The 19,198-nt window shown below is 60.9% G+C and carries 14 protein-coding genes; 8 read left to right on the forward strand and 6 right to left on the reverse strand.

Going from position 1 to position 19,198, the window contains the following annotated elements:
* Nucleotides 1-49: 49 nt before the first annotated feature.
* The 3 genes from SLW75_RS00675 to SLW75_RS00685 form a co-directional block, all read right to left on the reverse strand.
* Nucleotides 50-3,160, reverse strand: coding sequence for an autotransporter domain-containing protein (locus SLW75_RS00675; RefSeq protein ID WP_410933240.1), 3,111 nt, complete (start codon nucleotides 3,158-3,160; stop codon nucleotides 50-52).
* Nucleotides 3,161-3,311: 151 nt separating this feature from the next.
* Nucleotides 3,312-6,314 carry an autotransporter domain-containing protein gene (locus tag SLW75_RS00680; protein ID WP_410933241.1) on the reverse strand — a complete coding sequence of 1,001 codons (3,003 nt, stop codon included), beginning with the start codon at nucleotides 6,312-6,314 and terminating at the stop codon, nucleotides 3,312-3,314.
* Between the two features lie 721 nt (nucleotides 6,315-7,035).
* Nucleotides 7,036-7,611: a Crp/Fnr family transcriptional regulator gene (locus SLW75_RS00685; protein ID WP_410933242.1), complete on the reverse strand. Its 576-nt coding sequence runs from the start codon at nucleotides 7,609-7,611 to the stop codon at nucleotides 7,036-7,038.
* Nucleotides 7,612-7,800: 189 nt separating this feature from the next.
* Here SLW75_RS00685 and SLW75_RS00690 point away from each other — a divergent pair, with 189 nt between their 5' ends.
* On the forward strand, nucleotides 7,801-8,472 hold the full coding sequence (locus SLW75_RS00690; RefSeq protein ID WP_410933243.1) for a hypothetical protein: 672 nt from the start codon (nucleotides 7,801-7,803) through the stop codon (nucleotides 8,470-8,472).
* 88 nt (nucleotides 8,473-8,560) lie between these two features.
* On the opposite strand, the gene SLW75_RS00695 is transcribed toward SLW75_RS00690, so the two are convergent.
* Nucleotides 8,561-9,583: a metallophosphoesterase gene (locus tag SLW75_RS00695; protein WP_410933244.1), complete on the reverse strand. Its 1,023-nt coding sequence runs from the start codon at nucleotides 9,581-9,583 to the stop codon at nucleotides 8,561-8,563.
* A 237-nt stretch (nucleotides 9,584-9,820) separates the two neighbouring features.
* On the opposite strand from SLW75_RS00695, the gene SLW75_RS00700 reads away from it, so the two are divergent.
* A complete protein-coding gene (locus tag SLW75_RS00700) occupies nucleotides 9,821-10,624 on the forward strand; it encodes an IclR family transcriptional regulator (protein WP_065986279.1) in 804 nt (267 codons plus the stop codon).
* A 36-nt stretch (nucleotides 10,625-10,660) separates the two neighbouring features.
* On the opposite strand, the gene SLW75_RS00705 is transcribed toward SLW75_RS00700, so the two are convergent.
* Nucleotides 10,661-11,713, reverse strand: a complete 1,053-nt coding sequence (locus tag SLW75_RS00705; RefSeq protein WP_410933245.1) for an NAD(P)-dependent alcohol dehydrogenase — start codon at nucleotides 11,711-11,713, stop codon at nucleotides 10,661-10,663.
* Between the two features lie 178 nt (nucleotides 11,714-11,891).
* On the opposite strand from SLW75_RS00705, the gene SLW75_RS00710 reads away from it, so the two are divergent.
* Nucleotides 11,892-12,797 carry an AraC family transcriptional regulator N-terminal domain-containing protein gene (locus tag SLW75_RS00710; protein ID WP_410933246.1) on the forward strand — a complete coding sequence of 302 codons (906 nt, stop codon included), beginning with the start codon at nucleotides 11,892-11,894 and terminating at the stop codon, nucleotides 12,795-12,797.
* A 236-nt stretch (nucleotides 12,798-13,033) separates the two neighbouring features.
* Here the strand turns inward: SLW75_RS00710 and SLW75_RS00715 are convergent, their stop codons facing one another.
* On the reverse strand, nucleotides 13,034-14,698 hold the full coding sequence (locus SLW75_RS00715) for an electron transfer flavoprotein-ubiquinone oxidoreductase (RefSeq protein WP_410933247.1): 1,665 nt from the start codon (nucleotides 14,696-14,698) through the stop codon (nucleotides 13,034-13,036).
* A gap of 562 nt (nucleotides 14,699-15,260) precedes the next feature.
* Here SLW75_RS00715 and SLW75_RS00720 point away from each other — a divergent pair.
* The 5 genes from SLW75_RS00720 (at nucleotide 15,261) to SLW75_RS00740 (ending at nucleotide 19,085) form a co-directional block, all read left to right on the forward strand.
* Entirely contained in the window at nucleotides 15,261-16,010 is a 750-nt protein-coding gene (locus SLW75_RS00720; protein WP_065986283.1) for an electron transfer flavoprotein subunit beta/FixA family protein, read from the forward strand.
* Entirely contained in the window at nucleotides 16,010-16,939 is a 930-nt protein-coding gene (locus SLW75_RS00725) for an electron transfer flavoprotein subunit alpha/FixB family protein (RefSeq protein WP_410933248.1), read from the forward strand. The genes SLW75_RS00720 and SLW75_RS00725 overlap by 1 nt, the downstream gene beginning before the upstream one ends.
* 137 nt (nucleotides 16,940-17,076) lie before the next feature.
* Nucleotides 17,077-17,898, forward strand: coding sequence for a substrate-binding periplasmic protein (locus SLW75_RS00730; protein WP_410933778.1), 822 nt, complete (start codon nucleotides 17,077-17,079; stop codon nucleotides 17,896-17,898).
* Nucleotides 17,899-17,919: 21 nt separating this feature from the next.
* Nucleotides 17,920-18,273 (forward strand): DUF4398 domain-containing protein, encoded by a 354-nt coding sequence (locus tag SLW75_RS00735; protein ID WP_410933779.1) that lies wholly within the window; start codon nucleotides 17,920-17,922, stop codon nucleotides 18,271-18,273.
* A complete protein-coding gene (locus SLW75_RS00740; RefSeq protein WP_369320136.1) occupies nucleotides 18,270-19,085 on the forward strand; it encodes an OmpA family protein in 816 nt (271 codons plus the stop codon). The genes SLW75_RS00735 and SLW75_RS00740 overlap by 4 nt, the downstream gene beginning before the upstream one ends.
* Nucleotides 19,086-19,198 lie beyond the last annotated feature (113 nt).

Genomic DNA, 19,198 nt, shown 5'->3' on the forward strand with positions numbered 1-19,198 from the left:
TCGGGCGGGAGCACCCAAGCTGGCGCAGGCTTTCAGGCAGCGCTTGAGGTTAGAACGCCCAATTCAGCGACAGCCCTACACCGTGGGTTTTATCCCGGGCGCCCAGCAGGCCGTTGTAATCCAGGTTGATCCGCGCATCCCGGTTCAAGGCAAGGCTGGCGCGGGCGCCTACGACGGCCGCGTCCCGGTCCATGGACACGCTTTGCACGGCAAAGGTATTCACCCCGCTGGCAAAGGCCAGGTGCTGCTCGGCCGAGGTATCGCTCAGGTTATGCTGCCAGCCCAAGGTGCCTGAGACGTCCAGCTTCTGAGTATCGGTGAGGTTGAACCGGCTACCGGCACGCATGCCCAGCGTGGATAGCACGGTGTCGCGGGTGTCGTCATTACCCTTGAGCGCCGTGGCGCCTCCCTTCTCCGTAAAGCTGTCGCTGTCGAAATGCACATAGGCCAGGTTGGCGAAGGGCTCCAGCGCCAGAGGCTGCAGGTTCAGGCGATAGGCCGCTTCGGTGAACACCTGAGTCGATTGCGCGTCGCGCTTGACCTTCAGGCGGTCGGTCGAGGTGCCCAGTTGCAGGTCTCGCTTGACGTCGATGCGGTGCCAGCTATGGGATGCACCCGCGTTCAGGCGCAACGGCCCTTCCTCGTGGCCCATGTAGGCACCGAGGTGGTAGCTATTGGCCGAGGCGCGGGAATGGGTGTCGTCACCCATGCCTAACGAGGTGTCGCTGTAACCGACCATGGCGCCCAACCGGGTGTGCTCAGCCACCAGGCCGTCCACACCGGCGAGCAGGCCGCCCAGGGATGAGGTTGAGCTGGCGCTGTCGCTGCTGCCGGCGTTTTTGCCCCAGGCGCCCAGGCCTTTCACCCACAGGTTGTTGTCTTCAACACCCGCCGCAGGCTGGTCATACAGCCCGTCGACGCGCAGGCGATCACCGACGGCATCGCGGACCTGGCGGCTGTCGTTGATCAACTGAGTGGCGATGGCCGGATGCACTTCGCCGGACAACTGGGTGTAGGCACGCCGAGCGGTAGCCGCATCGGGGCTCGACAGCAGCTCTTCGTACACCGCATTACCGGCCCCTAATTGCTCGGCGGCAGCCGCTACGTTGGCCTGGTTAGCGGTGTGCGCGGCGCTGGCGAAGCTGTCCGCGTTGCGCTCCAGGGCCAAGGCAACGCCCGTACCGCTGTAGGCCAGGTTGCCATCCAGAAAGGCGTAGTTATCCAGCACCGACCCGAACTGACCCTGCACGCCGCCAGCCGCTTGCAGCACGTTGAACTGCCGGCCGATCAGGCTGTTGACCTCGCCTGTGCTGAAGCCGGCGCCGTTTTCCAGCGAGAGGGCCATGGTCGCACCGCTCACCGTCGCCTGCCCGCCGGCGATGATGCGGTCGCTGCCAGTGGGCGACAACTCCACCGCATACACAGCGCCGGGCGCCAGGTTAAGGTCCCCCGCCACCTGTAAGGTGCCCACGGAATTGCCCGGCGCTACCGTACCGCCGCGGTTGGCGGCAAGTGACGCGATCCGGCCGTTGCCGCCCAGTATGCCGGTGTCATTGACGGTCACGGCCGAGGCCAGCGAACCATTGACCGCCAGGCGCCCTTCATTGATCAGGGTTGGGCCGCTGTAGGTGTTGGCGCCGGTCAGCACCAAGGTGCCGATACCTGTCTTGGTCAAGCCGCCATGCCCGGCTATGTCATTGCTCCACGTGTCCCGCCCGCATTGCGGCCCGCTGCAGAGGCGCTGGGTCGGTTTACCGGCATCGACCACCGCGCCTACCCCCGGCAGGTTGGCCACGAACTGGCTGTCGCCATAGGCGCCACTGATACGAAACTCAGCGGGAATATCCGCCTCGGTGACGAACATGCTCGGGCCGTTGACGGCCTTGCCCAGGTTGATCATGCCCCAGCCATAGAGCGCGTCCACGCCAGGCGCGCCGAGGTCGGTGGCGGTGGTTTTCAACACGTCGGCCACCTGGGCGCCGGTCATGTAGGGGAAGCGCTCCATCAGTACCGCCATGCTGCCCGCCACATGGGGCGCGGCCATGGAAGTCCCGTTTTTGTTGGCCCAGCCCACGGTCAGGTCTTGCAAGCTGGTGCCGTTAAGCACGGAGCTGTAGATCCGCGTACCTGGCGCCGACACGCAGAAGCTGGCCGTGTAGCCGCAGCGAGAAGAAAAGGTGCTCAAAAGGTAAGGCGTGGCGCCGGCGGCCGTTACGTTGGGGTTTTGCTGCAGGGCAGCAACCGTCAGCCAGTTGGGCGCGATCTCTGGCACGAAATACCCGAGCCCGGCCATGGCGTCCGGGTTGTTCAGGTTGTAGTCGTTGCCTGCGGCGAAAATGGTGACCACGCCGCTGCGCGCGGCATCGATGGCGCCCTGGTAAGCGCCCCCTGGGCGGGTACCGAGGATCTGTTGGATCTGATTGAACTGCAGCTGCGCATCCTGCACGGTAAAGTGCGCAAAGGCCGGATCGCGACCGCCCTGGTCAAAGCGGTCGGTAATGCCAATGCCCCAGCTGTTATTGATGATGCGCGCGCCACTGCTGACCAATGCATTCCAGCCCGCCTGGTAAACCGCGCCGTCGTTGCCCAGCACAATGCCGTCTTCCGGGCCAGGGTCGCCGTTGTCGGCGCTGATGATCTGGGCGTTGAAGGCCACGCCGTGCATGGGCCCGCCGTCTCGGTTGCCGCCCGCGATGCCGCCTACGTGGGTGCCATGGTTACCCAGCCGGCCGTTGGAGTCAGGGGTAGGGGTGCCATCGTAACGAAAGGCGTCGCCGGCCTTTACCGGGATATAGGGGTCGGTGTACTCGCGAATGCCACTGGTGACCAGGTTGATCACTTTATCCGGGCTGGCGAATTCCGGGTGCGGTGCGTACACCGGCTGATCGAAAATTCCCAGCTTCACGCCCTTCCCGGTGTAGCCGGCGGCGTAGGCCTGGTCGGCGTTGATCGCGCCCAGCCCCCATTGGGCCGTGAACTCCGGGCTGCGCCAACTGGCGATATTCCCGGCCTGGCCGGCTTCTACGTAAGGCGCAGCCTGGGCTGCACCGAGGGTGGCCAGGTAACAGGCCAGAGCGCCGCAAGAAACGCGATTGGCTTGCCGAATAGCGTGCCGAATGGAGCTGACAGCAAGCTGTCGAGTGGTGGATGGCTTTTTCATAAATACAACTGTCCTTAGTTAGCGCACACAAAACCCCGCGCGAATGCCGTCTTGGTATCCGCGTCGTTCTTTTTCCAATAATGGGTAGGTTGAAACATTCAGCTTCAGGAAAGCGGCGGGCGAAGGCCTGGCTCGCCCTGCCGCTTTGCGTCTAGAACTGCCAGTTAAGGCTCAAGCCAATGCCGTGGCTTTTTTCACGGCTGGCCAGTTGGCCGTTGTAGTCCAGGCTAACGCTGGCCTCACGGCTCAGCGCCATGCGGGCATGGGCACCCACCAGGGCCGCATCACGCACCAACGGCGAGCTTTCGATGCCAAAGCTGCTGCCACCTGCCGCAAAGGCCATGTGCTGCTCTGAATCGGTGTCGCTCAGGTTGTGCTGCCAGCCCAGGCTGCCGGAGAGATCCAGCTTCTGATGATCATTGATTGCGATGGTTTTAAGCGCCCGTACACCCAGCGTGCCGAGCACGGCTTCACGGGTATCACTGCCGGATGCAAGCGCTGCAGCATCTCCCTTCTCGCTGAAGCTATCCGTGCCAAGGTGCACATAGGCCAGGTTGGCGAAGGGCTCAAGCACTGCGGGCTGCAACTGAATGCGGTACGCCGCTTCGGTGAATACCTGTGCGGTTTGCGCATCGTGTTTGGTTTTCTCCCGCCCGCTGGCGTCGCCGACCTGTACATCGCGCCTGCCGTCGATCCGGTGCCAGCTGTAGGCACCGCCGAAGGTCAAGCGCCAGGCGCCGATCTCATGACCCAGGTAGGCGCCCAGATGGTAGCTGTCTACCGATGCACGGGAATGGGTGCCCGAGCCCATGTTGACCGAGCTGTCGCTGTAGCCGCCTACCAGGCCAAGGCGGGTGTCGTCACCTACGTCGCCGTCGACACCCGCCAGCACGCCGCTAATCGATGAGGTATAGCCAGCCGTATCGCTACGGGAATCCGTTTTGCCCCACGCGCCCAAGGCCTTGAACCACACATTGTCTTGCGTTGCCGTATTGGCATCGGCACCGAACACGCTGGCGCCCAGGCGCTCGCCAACGGCATCACGCACGTAGCGGCTGTCGTTGATCAACTGGGTAGCGACTGCCGGGTAGATCTCGCCCGACAGCTGCTGGAAACTCTCCCGGGCCGAGGCGGCACTTGGCGCGAGCAGCAGGTTTTCATACACCGCGTTGCCCGTCCCCAATTGCTCGGCGGCCGAGGCCACGGCTGCCTGGTTAGGGGTTTGCGCCACGCTGTCGAAAGCCGCCGTGCGCTCGATATTCAGTGCAACGCCGTTAGCGGCGTATTCCAGCCGGCCGCCGAGGAAAGCGTAGTTGGAGGTGACCGCAGCGAACTGCCCGTTCACACCGTTGGCGGCTTGCAACACGTTGTACTGGCGGCCAACCAGGGTTTGGCCAGGCGTCGCATTCAAGGCCAGCGGCGTTGGGTCCAGGGCCAGGGTCATGTTGGCCCCCGACACCGTGGCACTGCCGGTGGCCACAAGGCGGTCACTGGCCGTGGGCGAAAGCTCTACCGCGTAGGTTGAGCCCGGCGCGAAGGTTACGTCACCGTTCACCTGCAAGGTGCCGATGGAGTTCCCCGGCGCCACCTGCCCGCCGCTCAACGCGGTGAGGTTACCGACCTGGCCGTTGCCGCCCAAGGTGCCCCCCGCATTGACCTGCACAGCGGACGCCAGGGAGCCATTGACCGACAGCACACCCCCGTTGACCTGGGTATCGCCGCGATAGGTATTGTTGCCTTCAAGAATCAACCGGCCCGCGCCGGACTTGATCAGGCTGCCTTGGTACTGGCGCTGAGCCGCGGCCGCAGCACGGGCGGTGCCCACGGCGTAGTCGGTTTGGTCCTGTTGGCTGGCGGTGCTGGCCACGCCGTTCTGCCAACCTCTGCTCACCAGGGTTTGCTGCCAGGCGGCCTGTTCAGCAGTGTCCTCGGCCCGACGCTGGATCAACGCCTGATCAGAAATATTGTTACTCCAGACATCGGTTTGGCCGGCGCCCAGGGTGGCATCGAAAGTGCCCAGCAACTGGCCCGGGCCGCGCATGGCCCGCTCCAGGTTGACTACACCCCAGCCCACAGCGCCATTGGGCGCCTGGGTGACCGAACCATCGAGCTGGGTCGCGGTGGTGAGCAGCACCTGCAAGGCCTGCTCGTTGTTCATGTAAGGGTAGCGCTCCATCACCAGCGCCAATGCGCCCGTGGCATGGGGCGCGGCCATGGACGTACCGGACTTGAGCGCATAGCCGCCGCCAGGCACGGTGCTGTTGATCAGCCTCCCGGGCGTGGTGATGCACCAATATTTGGCAATGCCGCACTGGTTGTAGCGCTGGGCATTGGCGCTATCCAGGCCAGACACCGCCAGCCAGTGGCCTTCCAGGTCCGGCTCGAAATACGGCAGCGCAGACCGCACACTGGCGTTGGCATAGCCAGTATTGCCAGCACTGAAGACGTTGATCACGCCCTTGCGCGAGACGTTAGCCGCTTCATCCAGCCAGGTGCCCCGGTTGTAATGCTGGGCATAGGCAGCCTGTACGCCTTTCAACGTCGCGTAGGTCACATCCGGCGGCTGGCTACCCCAACTGTTGTTAATCGCCCGCACACCGGCATCGGCCAGCGCGCCATAGGCCGCCTTGAAGTACTGCGGATCCGGGCTCGGGCCAAACAGGAAGCTGTCGCTCTGGTTGGTGTTGGCCACATAGATTTGCGCGTTGTACGCCACGCCATGCATGCCGACGCCATCACGGGCCGCGCCCATGGTCCCGGTCACGTGCGTGCCGTGGGTGTCGTTATTGGGGTTGATGGCACCCGTGATGCTAAAGGGCGAACCATCTACATAGGTGCCGTTGGCGGTTACCGCATGGTAGCGGGATGGGCTGGCTTCGGGATGAGAGGGGTCGAAACCTGAGTCCATCGCGCCGATTTTTACCCCGGCGCCGGTGATACCGGCGGCATAAGCCTGGTCAGCCTGGATACGGCCCAATCCCCAGTCGCTCTTGAATTCTTCCGAGTGCCAACTGGCCGCGTCGCCTAACTTCCCCTGTTCTGCATAGTCGGCATAAGCCGAGCAGCCAAAGGTAAAAGACAACGCGCAAAGTGCGGTAGTGGTTGCGGGTTTAACGGAATAACGGACAGCATTCGACGGCTTGAACCTTCGCATCCCTGCACACCTTTTTTATTTGTTAGCTCCCTAGTGAGCGCCGTAAGAAAATAGTCCGCTGCGCAGGGGATGGCAACTTATTTGTTTCAAATTTGATACAAAGCCAACAGTAACTAAGCAGGCAGGTAATAAGGCACAAGGCGCTGTGATGAGGCATCTAGACGGAGCAGGCACAATTACGGTGCAATCCGGGATGGTGGCATTTTAGTTTCACTGTAGAGAAAGTAACGCATCTTTAGTAGGTTCAGCGCAGGGGCTTGGCGACCTCCGCAGTCGCATGTCTACGCGGGATGATTAATACAAAGGTATTCAAGTAATAGATGGCGGGAACTTCAGCTGAGCCACTACTTAGCCACGACGCAAGGGAGACTTGTGGCTCAAGGTACTTCGGGCTTACCCCGCGCCACCTCTGTATCTACAGAAATGGTCTTTAAGTGCAAGAGTGGCAAAGATTCCGCTGGCGCAATGATCACGTTCGCGCAATTTAAAGGAGTGCTGGTCACGGCGAATGATACTTCGTATGCAACCAGCGAACACACCGCAAGCGAATGGCAAATACACCCTGGATTATCGGGGAGCGCCCCATTGTCTTGCTGACAGAGCAATCACAGGACACGCCACAATGTTTAACGAGTTGTGGCGTGCAAGGTCAGCCATCGATGATCCATCACCTGTTCCAAGTCATCAGTCCTGCCCCCGCTTGTGGTTGGGATCCTGATACTTACTCGCCGCCTGCTGTCTCTTTGAGTTTTTGTAGATCGAGAATTGTGATAGCGCTGTATCGAACAATCAATAAGCCTTGCGCCTCCCAAATTTTCAGCTGGCGGTTGATGCTCTGACGAGAAACACCAAGCTGTTGCGCAATTTTTTCCTGGCTTACTTTCAGGCAGTGGCCGCCGTCGACATCTGAACGTTTGATCAATGAAGCGAGTCGGCTAGCCAACCTCACGGGCAGGGGATCGAGGAATGCGCTTCCGGCCCAATCGAGCGCCATTCGAAATCTGCCACAGACCAGGCGAGTTATGGCCAGTAGAACATCTGGTCGAGCCTGGATGATCTGCCAGAACGCGCTTGCAGGAAGAACGGCAATAGTCGCCTGCGAGGCAGCGCGGACGTCATACGCTCGCGGCAAGCCATCTAGAAGTGGTACTTCGCCAAACCAATCTCCAGACACCAATTGAGTAAGAAAGAGTTGGCGTCCACTAGCGCCCTGGCTATGGACGCCCAACGTGCCATGAAGCACGCGAAACATTCCCAATGGCTCAGAGCCCTGAGGGAACACTGCCTCAGATTTCACCAACGTCCTGACCCGCGAGGCCTTAAGCAAAATTGCGTCCACCTCCGGGGGTAGGTGGAAGGATGGAGATGTGACTTGGCCAGATAATTCCGACATTGCTAAAACCCGACAATCTTGTTTTGAAGGCTCGGATAGTATCGGAAGCATCTAGCCTGTAGAGGACAGGCATACCAGAATCAGGAACACAGAATGTACGTAGGTCACTTCGCGATCGGCCTCGCAATCAAGGCCCGCTATCCCAAGATCCCTGCGATGCCCATCCTGATGGGCGTTGGCTTCCTGGATCTGCTGGATGGCATCTTCATCATCCTCGGCTTTAACACTGTCACCCCCAATTTAAAAAGCGGGCCTTACCTGTTCTTTGATTTGACCTTTATCGATTGGGATCACTCGCTGCTTGCCGCTGTATTCTGGTCCGTAGTGTGGGGGCTGCTTTTCGTAAAGCATCGATCCGTAGCAATCGTGGCAGCAGCGGCAGCTTTCTCTCACTTCATCGCTGATTGGCCTATGCATAACAGCGATCTGGCACTGTATCCCCATTCGGTTGAACATTACGGTTATGGTCTGTGGGGAAGACTGGGAACTATTGCCTGGATTCTTGAAGGGGCTTTCTCTGCCGTGCTGGCGGGCTATGCATGGCAACAAAGCGCGCGACGGGGTGTGAGCTTGATGTGGCCTTGCGCAGTGCTGGTTGTCTTGTTCTTGCAGCTATCCCCAGTCGCTTCGCCTATGAGGCTTGTTGCGACTCTCGATGAACCTCTCTCGCACATACTTCACGGGGTTTTGGTCTCGTTAGGCTTCCTGGTTCCAGGGCTGTTGCTGTCATGGCTCCTGAATAGAAGTGAGCGATTGCACGAGTGAACATCAACAATCCTGTCAGACGTAAGCATGCAGCATCTGCCTTGAATGATTAAACCGGCCGTCATCTATGGGCCAGCAGCTCTTGCGTCTAGCAAAACAGCCTGTTCAGTAATCCTTCAATGGGGGTTCCTTCGTATCCAGACCGTAATTCTTCGAGCTTCAGAACCCTACGCTCCCCGCCAAGCAGGCTGAGCCCGTGGAGCTCATTCAAGAGCTTCTGAGACGCTTCGACCTCAGGCTGCAGTGCAAGCCAGGCAGTATTCGCCCGAGCCGCCAAATCTTCAGCCTTACGACTCAGGCGTTGGGATTCGATGAGCGTGCTCGCACTCAACATGCTGTTGAGTTCTGCCTGCGTGCGCTCTAGATCGTTAAGCAACTCCGTGAAAACTTCAGCTTGGTCAAGCGCCACGGAAAGACCGTCGACATAGAGGGTGTCTTCCTGCACGCAGTAAATCCCCAGAGGCCCGTCACCGCCTCCGGTGCAATCCAGCGCGAGCACGTTCCCGAGGCGTAACGGCTCTGGAATCCACGTGTGACCCGTGCAAACACGCCAAACGCCGGCGACGCCTTGACGGTAATGCTTTTTGATCCGCTCTCGCCCCCAGAGGGCTATTTCTTCGACTTGCGCGTTGTCGATATCGTTGACGAACCCCTGCCAGGACAAGCCTCTCGGTACATCCCCATGTACAACGCCCACGACCCCACGGGGTGATTCGATCTCAATGAGGGTAGGGAGGGTCTCAAGCTTGACGATGATCATCTCTTTCGACTCATCGGCGACGGTTGCCCACCAACCAGCCCCATGAGAGACATAACGAGCGTCCGGGTTTTCACGGTAAGCCCGAATCAGCATCTGTTCATGGTTACCCATTACCGTGAAAAACCACGGCTCGCCCAAAAGCTTGAGCCCTTCGAGCACGCCCGGGCCGCGATCAATGAGGTCGCCGACGCCGATGACTCGGTCAGTCTGGCTGTCAAAGCCGAGTTTGCGCAGGCCTTTGTACAAGTCGGTGGTTTTGAAGTGAATGTCACCTACGACAAAGTCACGGCCATGGTGATTTTGCGAAAGTCTCAGAACTTTTTGCCTCATGCCTGCGGAATCCTTGGTCATCGAAACGGCTTAATTATCTGCCCTCAGACGCGTGCTACCAAGGTGAATCTTGGGGAGAATGCGGTGGTCTTCGAGCGTGCGTACGGCGCGTTGTCCTACATCCTGTTGGTGGGCAAGGTCGAACGCATCGAGTGGGTATGACCCTGCGCCGACGCCGAGCAAATTCTGCACAGCGCTGGCAGGCTTCAAGGCTGGCGACGATAATGGCGCCGGTTTTCTGATTCGATAAGGCGCGCCATGCAAGATGCATCCGACACCGCCGTCACTGGCAAAGACCCTGCACCCACCGGTACGCAAACGCTGATTCGTGGCTTGGGCGTGATTCAGGCGGTCGCCAGCGGCGCTCGCGACCTCAAGGAAATCGCCCGGTTGATCGGCACCACCCGCAGCACCACCCACCGGCTCGCCAGTTGTCTGGTGGAGGAGCGCTACCTGCGGGTGTTGCCGCAGGTGGGGTATGTGCTCGGGCCGAGATTGATCGAGCTGGGGTTTCAGGCTCGGGAAGAAGTGCCGCTGCTGGTGCTGGCCAGACCCTTTCTCGACGAACTGTCGGCACTCACCGGGGACACCGTGCACCTGGCCATGCGCGATGGCGACGAGGTCTTGTACCTGCATAAAAATCCCGGGCGCAATGGCCCGGAGATGCGATCGCGGGTGGGCCATCGCATGCCGCTGGCGCGCACCGGCATCGGCAAGGCATTGCTGCTGGACAGTCCGGTAAGCGAATGGCGACGGCTGTACGAAATCAGTGTGCCGACCACCGGCAAGAACCCGTTGTGGCCGGCCCACGAAGAACAGACCTGGGAGCAGGTGCAGGCGCGTATGCACGAGTACGTACAGGGCGGCTATGCGTTCGATCTGGAAGACAACGAACCGTCGATCCGCTGTGTGGCGGCGCCGGTGCGTGATGCCAGCAAGCAGATTGTCGCCGGCATCAGCATCGCCAGCACCGTGCCGTACATGCCGCTGGAAAAGATGGCCGACCTGGTGCCGGTGATCAAGGACGCGGCGGCAAGGTTGTCGGCGGAACTGGGCGGCTAGCGTGTCGCCCCGCATTGCGCGGGGCGAACCGGTGGATCAGGCCTTCAACGTGGCCATATCAATCACGAAACGGTACTTCACATCGCCCGCGATCATGCGGCTGTACGCTTCGTTGATGTTCTTGATGTCGAGCATCTCGATGTCACAGGTGATGCCGTGCTCGGCGCAGAAATCCAGGACTTCCTGGGTCTCGGCGATGCCGCCAATCAGTGAGCCCGCCAGCACGCGGCGCTTCATCACCAGGTTGGCCGCATGCAGCGCCGGGTCGACGGGTTCGATCAGGCCGACGAGAATGTGCACGCCGTCAAAACTCAGGGTTTCCAGATAGGGGTTCAAATCGTGCTGCACCGGAATGGTGTCCAGCAGGAAGTCGAAGTGACCGGCAGCGGCTTTCATCTGCTCGGCATCGGTCGAGACGATGACGTGATCGGCGCCCTGGCGACGACCTTCTTCGGCCTTGCTCGCCGAACGGGTGAACAGCGTCACTTCCGCGCCCATGGCCTTGGCGAACTTGATGCCCATGTGGCCCAGACCGCCCATGCCCAGTACGCCCACTTTGTCGCCGGCCTTGACGCCGTAATGCTTGAGTGGCGAGTAGGTGGTGATGCCGGCACACAGGATGGGCGCCGCGGCGGCCAGGTCGAGTTTCTCCGGGATACGCACGACGAAGTGCTCGCTGACCACGATGCTGTTGGAGTAGCCGCCCATGGTGTTGCTGCCGTCGACGCGGTCGGGGGTGGCGTAGGTCATGGTCGCGCCTTCGAGGCAATACTGCTCGAGGTCCTGCGCGCAGGCTTCACACTGACGGCAGGAGTCGACCATGCAACCGACGCCGACCAGATCGCCGACTTTGTGCTTGCTGACATTGGCGCCGACTTCGGTGACTTTGCCGACGATCTCGTGGCCCGGCATCAGCGGGTACACGGCGATGCCCCACTCGTTGCGCGCCTGGTGGATGTCGGAGTGGCAGACGCCGCAGTACAGAATCTCGATGGCCACGTCGTCCGGCCGCGGGTTGCGGCGGCTGAACGTCATAGGGGCGAGGGGGGCGGTGGCGGACTGGGCGGCGTAACCGATGGCTGTGTACATGAAGAACCTCGCAGAAACAATGACGGTTGAGGCGGTGCATTGTCCCCAGGCAGGGCATTGCCGGCCATGGTCATTCCTCCGCCTGTCATGCCTGATCCTCCGGATTTCACGAATCGAATAGGGCGTCACGCCGCTGATCTGCGATGATGGCGGTGTCAAATCCTCCGTACGGCTGCCCATGTCTCCTCTTTCCCATTCCGATGCCAACGCCGAGTTGGTCGCCCTCATCAAACCGCTGGCGTCGCGCCCGGGTTTCGTCGACACCCGCGTCTCGGGCGTGCAGGCGATGTCCTGGGATTACTACGTCGCCAGCAGCCCGCAGATCTATGAACCGAGTCTGGTGATCATTGCCCAGGGCAGCAAGCTCGCGCGCCTGGGCCCGCGAACGCTGGAATACGGCGCCGGTCATTATCTGGTGCAGGCGTTGTCGGTGCCGTTCATGTGCGAAACCTTCGCCACGGCCGAGGCGCCGATGTATGGCGTCGCCGTGTCAATCGATCGCGCGCTGCTGGGCGAGCTGGTGCATGCCATGGGCGAGGCGCCGAACGTCAAGGTCAAGGCGCAGACGCCGGAATCCATGACCTCCGCCGAGCTGGATGCGCCGATGCGTGAGAGTGTCGAGCGGCTATTGCGCTGCCTGCACGATCCGCTGGACGCACAAGTGATGGGCCAGGCGCGGGTCAGGGAGGTGGTGTACGCCGCGTTGCGCGGTCCCCAGGCCGGGGTGCTGCGGGCATTGGTCGAGCAGACCGGCCACTTCGCGCGCATTGCCGCGTCACTGCAGCATCTGCGCGACCACTATGATCAGGCCTTGAGTGTCGAGGATCTGGCCCGCTGCGCCAATATGAGCGCCTCGACCTTCCATGAGCATTTCAAGCGCAGCACGCTGCTGTCACCCGTCCAGTACTTGAAACGCGTGCGGCTGCTCAAGGCTCAGCAGATGCTCATCGGCGAGGGCATGGGCGTGGCGCAGGTGGCGCACAAGGTCGGGTATCAGAGCACGTCGCAATTCAGTCGCGAGTACAAACGCTACTTCGAACGCAATCCGGGGGAAGAGGGCGAGCGGCTGAAGATATCAGCGTGAGGGGTGACGCTGAACCTCAAGAGCTTCCCGGCTAAAGCCGGTCCTACGAAGGTTACGCGGTGTCTTTGTGGGACCGGCTTCAGTCGGGAAGAGGCCAGTGTGTGCACCATCAATTGTGCGATGTGGCCCCTGACGCTTTCCCGGCTAAAGCCGGTCCCACTGAACGCGCGCAGTGTCAGTAGGACCGGCTTTAGCCGGGAAGCTTGCAGCTCAAAGCTTGAAGCTTGCCGCTTCTCTTACATATTGGGATAGGTCGGGCCGCCTGCGCCTTCCGGTGCTACCCACGTGATGTTCTGCGACGGATCCTTGATGTCACAGGTTTTGCAGTGGACGCAGTTCTGCGCGTTGATCTGGAAGCGCTTGGCGCCGTCTTCCTGGGTCACCACCTCGTAAACCCCCGCCGGGCAGTAACGCTGGGCAGGCTCGTCGTACTTGGGCAGGTTGACGCTGATCGGGATGCTCGGATCCTTCAGCTTCAGGTGGCACGGCTGCTCTTCTTCGTGGTTGGTACCGGAGATGAACACCGAACTCAGCTTGTCGAAGCTCAGCTTGCCGTCGGGTTTCGGGTAGTCGATCTTCTTCGAGTCGGCCGCCAGCTTCATGCACGCATAGTCCGGCGTGGTGTCACGCAGGGTGAAGGGGATCTTGCCGCCAAACAGGTTCTGGTCGACGAAGTTGAACGCGCCGCCGAAGATCGCGCCGAACTTGTGCACCGCCGCGCCGAAGTTACGACTGGCAAACAGTTCTTCGTGCAGCCAGCTGGCCTTGAAGCCCTCGACGTAGCCGTTGAGCGTGTCACCACCCTCGTTGCCGGCAAACAGCGCATCCGCCACCGCTTCGGCGGCGAGCATGCCGGATTTCATGGCGGTGTGGCTGCCCTTGATCTTGGCGAAGTTCAGCGTGCCCAGGTCGCAACCGATCAGCGCACCGCCGGGGAACACCATCTTCGGCAGCGAATTCAGGCCGCCCTTGCAGATGGCCCGTGCGCCGTAGCTGATGCGCTTGCCGCCTTCCAGGTACTGCTTGATGACCGGGTGGTGCTTGAGGCGCTGGAATTCGTCGAACGGCGACAGGTAAGGGTTGGCGTAGGAGAGGTCGACGATCAGGCCGACCACGACCTGATTGTTTTCCAGGTGGTAAAGGAACGAGCCGCCGGTGTTTTCGGTGCCCATGATATCCAGCGGCCAGCCGGCGGTGTGAACCACCAGGCCCGGCTGATGTTTGGCCGGATCGACTTCCCAGATTTCCTTCAAGCCGATGCCGTAGTGCTGGGCGTCGGCCTCACTGTCCAGCTTGAAGCGATTGATCAGTTGCTTGCCGATGTGACCACGGCAGCCTTCGGCGAACAGCGTGTACTTGCCGCGCAGTTCCATACCGGGTGTGTACAGGCCTTCTTTCGGATTGCCTTCACGGTCGACGCCCAGATCACCGGTGAGAATCCCGCGCACCACGCCGGTCTCATCGATCAGCGCTTCCTGAGCCGCGAAGCCCGGGTAGATTTCGACGCCGAGGTTCTCGGCCTGCTGTGCCAACCAGCGGCACAGGTTGCCCAGGGAGATGATGTAGTTGCCTTCGTTGTGCATGGTCTTGGGCACGAACACGCCCGGGACTTTCTGGCTGGCGTCCGCACCGGTCAGCACATAGATGTCGTCGCTTTTGACCGGGGTATTGAGCGGGGCGCCCAAGGCTTTCCAGTCGGGGAACAGCTCGTTGAGGGCGCGGGGTTCGAACACTGCGCCGGAAAGGATGTGAGCACCGACCTCGGAGCCTTTTTCCACCACGCAGACGCTAATTTCCTGACCGGCGTCAGCGGCTCTCTGTTTCAGGCGGCAAGCGGCAGACAGCCCGGCGGGCCCGGCTCCGACGATGACGACGTCGAACTCCATAAATTCGCGTTCCACAGGCTATCTCCTACTCAAGGCTCAACGGCGTATTTTTTAGGCGTATTTTTATAGATGGCTAAAACCGACCCCCGGAAGCTCATTTATCCGGGTGTCGTCTTGAAGGCGCGCATTATATCTACACCACCTCGCAGGTCCAATACAAACGTTTGTTTGAATCGGCCGAAACCCAGATAAATCATGGTGAGACGGCTTGTGACTGGCGTTTATGTCGTATTGACCCGACCCGGCGTTGCGGTCAAGATACGGGCGGTTTTGCGCTCGCTACAGTTGGCCGCCGGCCTTGTCGGCTGCGTGCAAACTGTCGGTAGCAGAACACCGCTAAAAGCAACGTGAGCATCGCCCCCGCGCAACCCTCAGCCCCAGGCCTGCGGCGCGCTGCAGTTTACACGGGCGGGCAACGTCTGGCTTGGATTGCCGCCGTAGCGTGGCCGCTTTTGCTGATATCAGCATTCACCAACCACGAATACGTTGTTTTCACAGGTGTTCTTTACACTGACGAGTACCCATCGCCGGGCAAGGCCTGGCGATTTTCTTTTCACCGGAGAGAAACGAGGAATCCATGAAGGTTCTTGTAGCTGTCAAACGAGTGGTCGACTACAACGTCAAGGTTCGCGTCAAAGCGGACAACTCCGGCGTCGATCTCGCCAACGTTAAAATGTCGATGAACCCCTTCTGCGAGATCGCGGTAGAAGAAGCCGTCCGCCTGAAAGAGAAAGGCGTTGCGACCGAGATCGTCGTCGTTTCCATCGGCCCGACCACCGCCCAGGAGCAACTGCGTACCGCGTTGGCACTGGGTGCCGATCGCGCCATCCTCGTGGAATCCGCTGACGAACTGACCTCCCTGGCCGTGGCCAAGTTATTGAAGGCCGTTGTCGACAAAGAACAACCGCAGCTGGTCATTCTCGGCAAGCAGGCGATCGACAGCGACAACAACCAGACTGGCCAGATGCTGGCTGCGCTGAGCGGTTATGCCCAGGGCACCTTCGCGTCCAAAGTCGAAGTGTCCGGCGACAGCGTCAACGTCACCCGTGAAATCGACGCTGGCGCGCAGACCGTTTCCCTCAAGCTGCCGGCCATCGTCACCACCGACCTGCGTTTGAACGAGCCGCGCTACGCGTCGCTGCCGAACATCATGAAAGCCAAGAAAAAGCCCCTCGAAGTGCTGACCCCTGATGCGTTGGGCGTTTCGATTGCGTCCACCAACAAGACCCTGAAGGTTGAAGCGCCGGCTGCCCGCAGCGCAGGCATCAAGGTCAAGTCGGTTGCTGAACTGGTTGATAAACTGAAAAACGAAGCGAAGGTGATCTGATGACGACCCTGGTTATCGCTGAGCACGAAAACGGCGCAATCGCTCCCGCCACTCTCAATACCGTTGCCGCGGCCACCAAGATCGGTGGTGACATTCACGTTCTGGTCGCCGGTCTGAATGTCGGTGCCGTCGGCGAAGCAGTTGCAAAAATCGCAGGCGTGTCCAAGGTCCTCGTGGCTGACCACGCAGCGTATGAACACCAGTTGCCGGAAAACGTTGCCCCGCTGGTCGTCGAGCTGGCTTCGGCCTGCAGCCACGTGCTGGCCGCTGCAACCTCCAACGGCAAGAACATCCTGCCGCGTGTTGCTGCCCAACTGGACGTCGACCAGATCTCCGAGATCATCTCGGTCGAAAGCGCTGACACCTTCAAGCGCCCGATCTACGCGGGTAACGCCATTGCGACCGTTCAGTCGTCGGCAGCCGTGAAAGTCATCACCGTTCGCGCCACCGGCTTTGACGCCGTTGCAGCGGAAGGCGGTTCTGCTTCGGTTGAAGCCGTCAGCGCGGCCCATGATGCGGGCAAATCGTCCTTTGTCAGCGAAGAGCTGGCCAAGTCCGATCGTCCGGAGCTGACCGCTGCCAAGATTGTCGTTTCCGGCGGCCGTGGCATGCAGAACGGCGACAACTTCAAACACCTGTACACCTTGGCTGACAAGCTGGGTGCGGCTGTTGGCGCTTCCCGCGCGGCCGTCGACGCAGGCTTCGTGCCCAACGACATGCAGGTTGGCCAGACCGGCAAGATCGTCGCGCCGCAGCTGTACATTGCGGTCGGCATCTCCGGCGCGATCCAGCATCTGGCCGGCATGAAAGACTCCAAGGTGATCGTGGCGATCAACAAGGACGAAGAAGCACCGATCTTCCAGGTGGCCGATTACGGCCTCGTGGCGGACCTGTTCGAAGCGATCCCCGAGCTGGAGAAGCTGGTTTAATCCACTTCCCTGACTTATAAAGAGAACCCGTTCGTTCGGGCTGCCTGAGCGCCGGTCATCGTTCACTCGATGAACCAGCGCTCAGGCAGTCGGGGCTGGCGGGTTTTTTTTATGGGCTCAAAAAGGACGTTGTCATGTTGTCGCCAAAGCAAACGCTGGCTTCACTGCTGGGCGGGTTGCTGTTGCTGCCGTCGCTGGCCTGGTCTGCGGGCAAGTGTGACCGGCTGATTGTCACCGGCAGCCCGGACGCGCCGCCGTACCTGTGGCGCGACCCGCAGGACCCCAAGCACCTGATGGGCGCCAATGCCGACCTGCTCAAGGAAGTCGCGCAACAGATCGGCGTCAAGGTCGAGCTGCTGTATGGCGGCAAGCGCAGCCAGGCCCTGGAAGAGGTGCGCACCGGGCGCATGGACATGCTGGCGGACACGCCCCTCAACAGCGCCGAGCTGGAATCCCTGGATTTCATCCACCCGCCCATCGCCCAGAACGAGATCATGGTCTGGACCCGCACCGGCCATGAGCAGCCGTTCAATTCGCTGGCCGATCTGCAGAGCCATCCCGGCGCCATGTCTGAAAAAACCCGCGTGACACCGGGGTTCGATGAGGCGATCAAGGCGCACCTGACGCTGGAGAGGCAGGCCAGTCTTCTCCAGGCCTTTCAGAAACTGGCGGCGGGGCAGGTCGAATTCGTCCTGGCCGGCCGCTATGCGGGGATGGCCGTGACTCAGGCGCTGAACATCGCCAAAGACCTGCAAACCCAGCCCCTGACCCTCGATCGTCCGGGCTTTTATCTGGCGCTGTCGTTCAACTCCGCCTGCAACGATCCATGGCTGCGCGGACAGCTGGCGAAAAAAATGACAGAATTGGCCGCTTCCGGTCGCTCCAGTGAAGCCGTCACGCGCAACCTGGACCTGTGGAAAATCCAGTTGCAGCAGTCCGGTAGCGCCCTCCATCAGTAGGAATGTGTTTTGAGCTTTCTTTTGAAAATCCAGCCTGTATTCGCCGCTGTCGTGCTCGTCGCTCTCGTCGGCTGTGCCAACGACCCAGCGCCCACCGAACAACTCAAACTTACCGAACAGGCTGTCACCCAGGCCACCGCGGTCGGCGCTACGGATGAAGAACCGGACCTGGTGACAGCGCAGACCAAGCTGACCCAGGCCCGCGTCGACATGGCGGACAAGTCCTACAAGGACGCGCGCATGCAGGCTGAGCAGGCCGAGCTGGACGCTCGTCTGGCGGAGGCCCGTGTGCTGACGCAGAAGAGTGAAGCACAGGTGGCCCAGGTCAACACCCGCCTCGAGCGTCTGCGCAAGCAGCTGGGGGCTGGCCAATGAATGCCGTTGCGCGAAGCCTCAGTCTCGGCCTTTTGCTGGCCAGTGCCGGTCTTGCTGGCTGTGCCGGCCACCAGAGCAGTGAACAGGCGTTGCAGGGCGCCGTTGCCGATTACCAGAAGGTCAAGGAAGACACCAACGTCCTGCGCAGCGCGCCGAAGGACGTGATCCGTGCCGGTGAATTGCTGGGCCGGGCCGAGCGCCTGTCGAGCTACATCGGCAGCGCTGACGACGTCAGTCATTACGCGTACCTGAGCAGCCGTTACAGCGCGATCGCCCGGGAGCACAGCAAGTTGCTGCTGAATCAGGAAAAGCTCGCGCGACTGGAGCTGGAACGTCAGCGCCTGCAGTTGGCCTTGCGCGAGGCCAAGCTGGCCGGCGCCCAGCAACAGGGCAAGTGGGCCGAAGATCAGGTGATCAGCCTGTCGACGCAGCAGAATGAGCGGGGGCTGGTGATGACCCTCGGCGACATGCTCTTCGATACCGGCCGCGCCGAACTGAAAAGCTCGGCCAACCGCACGGTACTGAAGGTCGTGCAGTTCCTGCAATTCAATCCCAAGCGCGTCGTGCGCATCGAGGGCTACACCGACAGCACCGGCGATAGTGAGGTAAACCTCGCGCTTTCGAAAGACCGGGCACAGGCCGTCGCTGACGTGCTGTCTGATCTAGGCATCGAGGAAGATCGCATTCAGGTCGAAGGCTACGGCGATCAGTACTCGGTGGACTCGAACGCCTCTGAAAGCGGCCGCGCCCAGAACCGCCGTGTCGAAATCGTCTTCTCGGACGACAAGGGGCATCTGAGCGCGCCTCGTTGAAGAGCAGCGGACTGTCACAATCCGAGTGATTCAAACACCGCGCCCTCTAGCCGGAACAGGAACTGTCACCGTACACTTCTGAACTGTTCCGGTGATCCTTCTCCTTTGGTCAC

Source organism: Pseudomonas sp. W5-01 (assembly GCF_046540435.1).
Classification (GTDB): domain Bacteria; phylum Pseudomonadota; class Gammaproteobacteria; order Pseudomonadales; family Pseudomonadaceae; genus Aquipseudomonas; species Aquipseudomonas graminis_B.

Coding starts and splice junctions, on each gene's coding strand:
- SLW75_RS00675 (WP_410933240.1), bottom strand. CDS start 3,160: ATGAAAAAGCCATCCACCACTCGACAGCTTGCTGTCAGCTCCATTCGG.
- SLW75_RS00680 (WP_410933241.1), bottom strand. CDS start 6,314: ATGCGAAGGTTCAAGCCGTCGAATGCTGTCCGTTATTCCGTTAAACCC.
- SLW75_RS00690 (WP_410933243.1), top strand. CDS start 7,801: ATGTACGTAGGTCACTTCGCGATCGGCCTCGCAATCAAGGCCCGCTAT.
- SLW75_RS00695 (WP_410933244.1), bottom strand. CDS start 9,583: ATGACCAAGGATTCCGCAGGCATGAGGCAAAAAGTTCTGAGACTTTCG.
- SLW75_RS00700 (WP_065986279.1), top strand. CDS start 9,821: ATGCAAGATGCATCCGACACCGCCGTCACTGGCAAAGACCCTGCACCC.
- SLW75_RS00705 (WP_410933245.1), bottom strand. CDS start 11,713: ATGTACACAGCCATCGGTTACGCCGCCCAGTCCGCCACCGCCCCCCTC.
- SLW75_RS00710 (WP_410933246.1), top strand. CDS start 11,892: ATGTCTCCTCTTTCCCATTCCGATGCCAACGCCGAGTTGGTCGCCCTC.
- SLW75_RS00720 (WP_065986283.1), top strand. CDS start 15,261: ATGAAGGTTCTTGTAGCTGTCAAACGAGTGGTCGACTACAACGTCAAG.
- SLW75_RS00725 (WP_410933248.1), top strand. CDS start 16,010: ATGACGACCCTGGTTATCGCTGAGCACGAAAACGGCGCAATCGCTCCC.
- SLW75_RS00740 (WP_369320136.1), top strand. CDS start 18,270: ATGAATGCCGTTGCGCGAAGCCTCAGTCTCGGCCTTTTGCTGGCCAGT.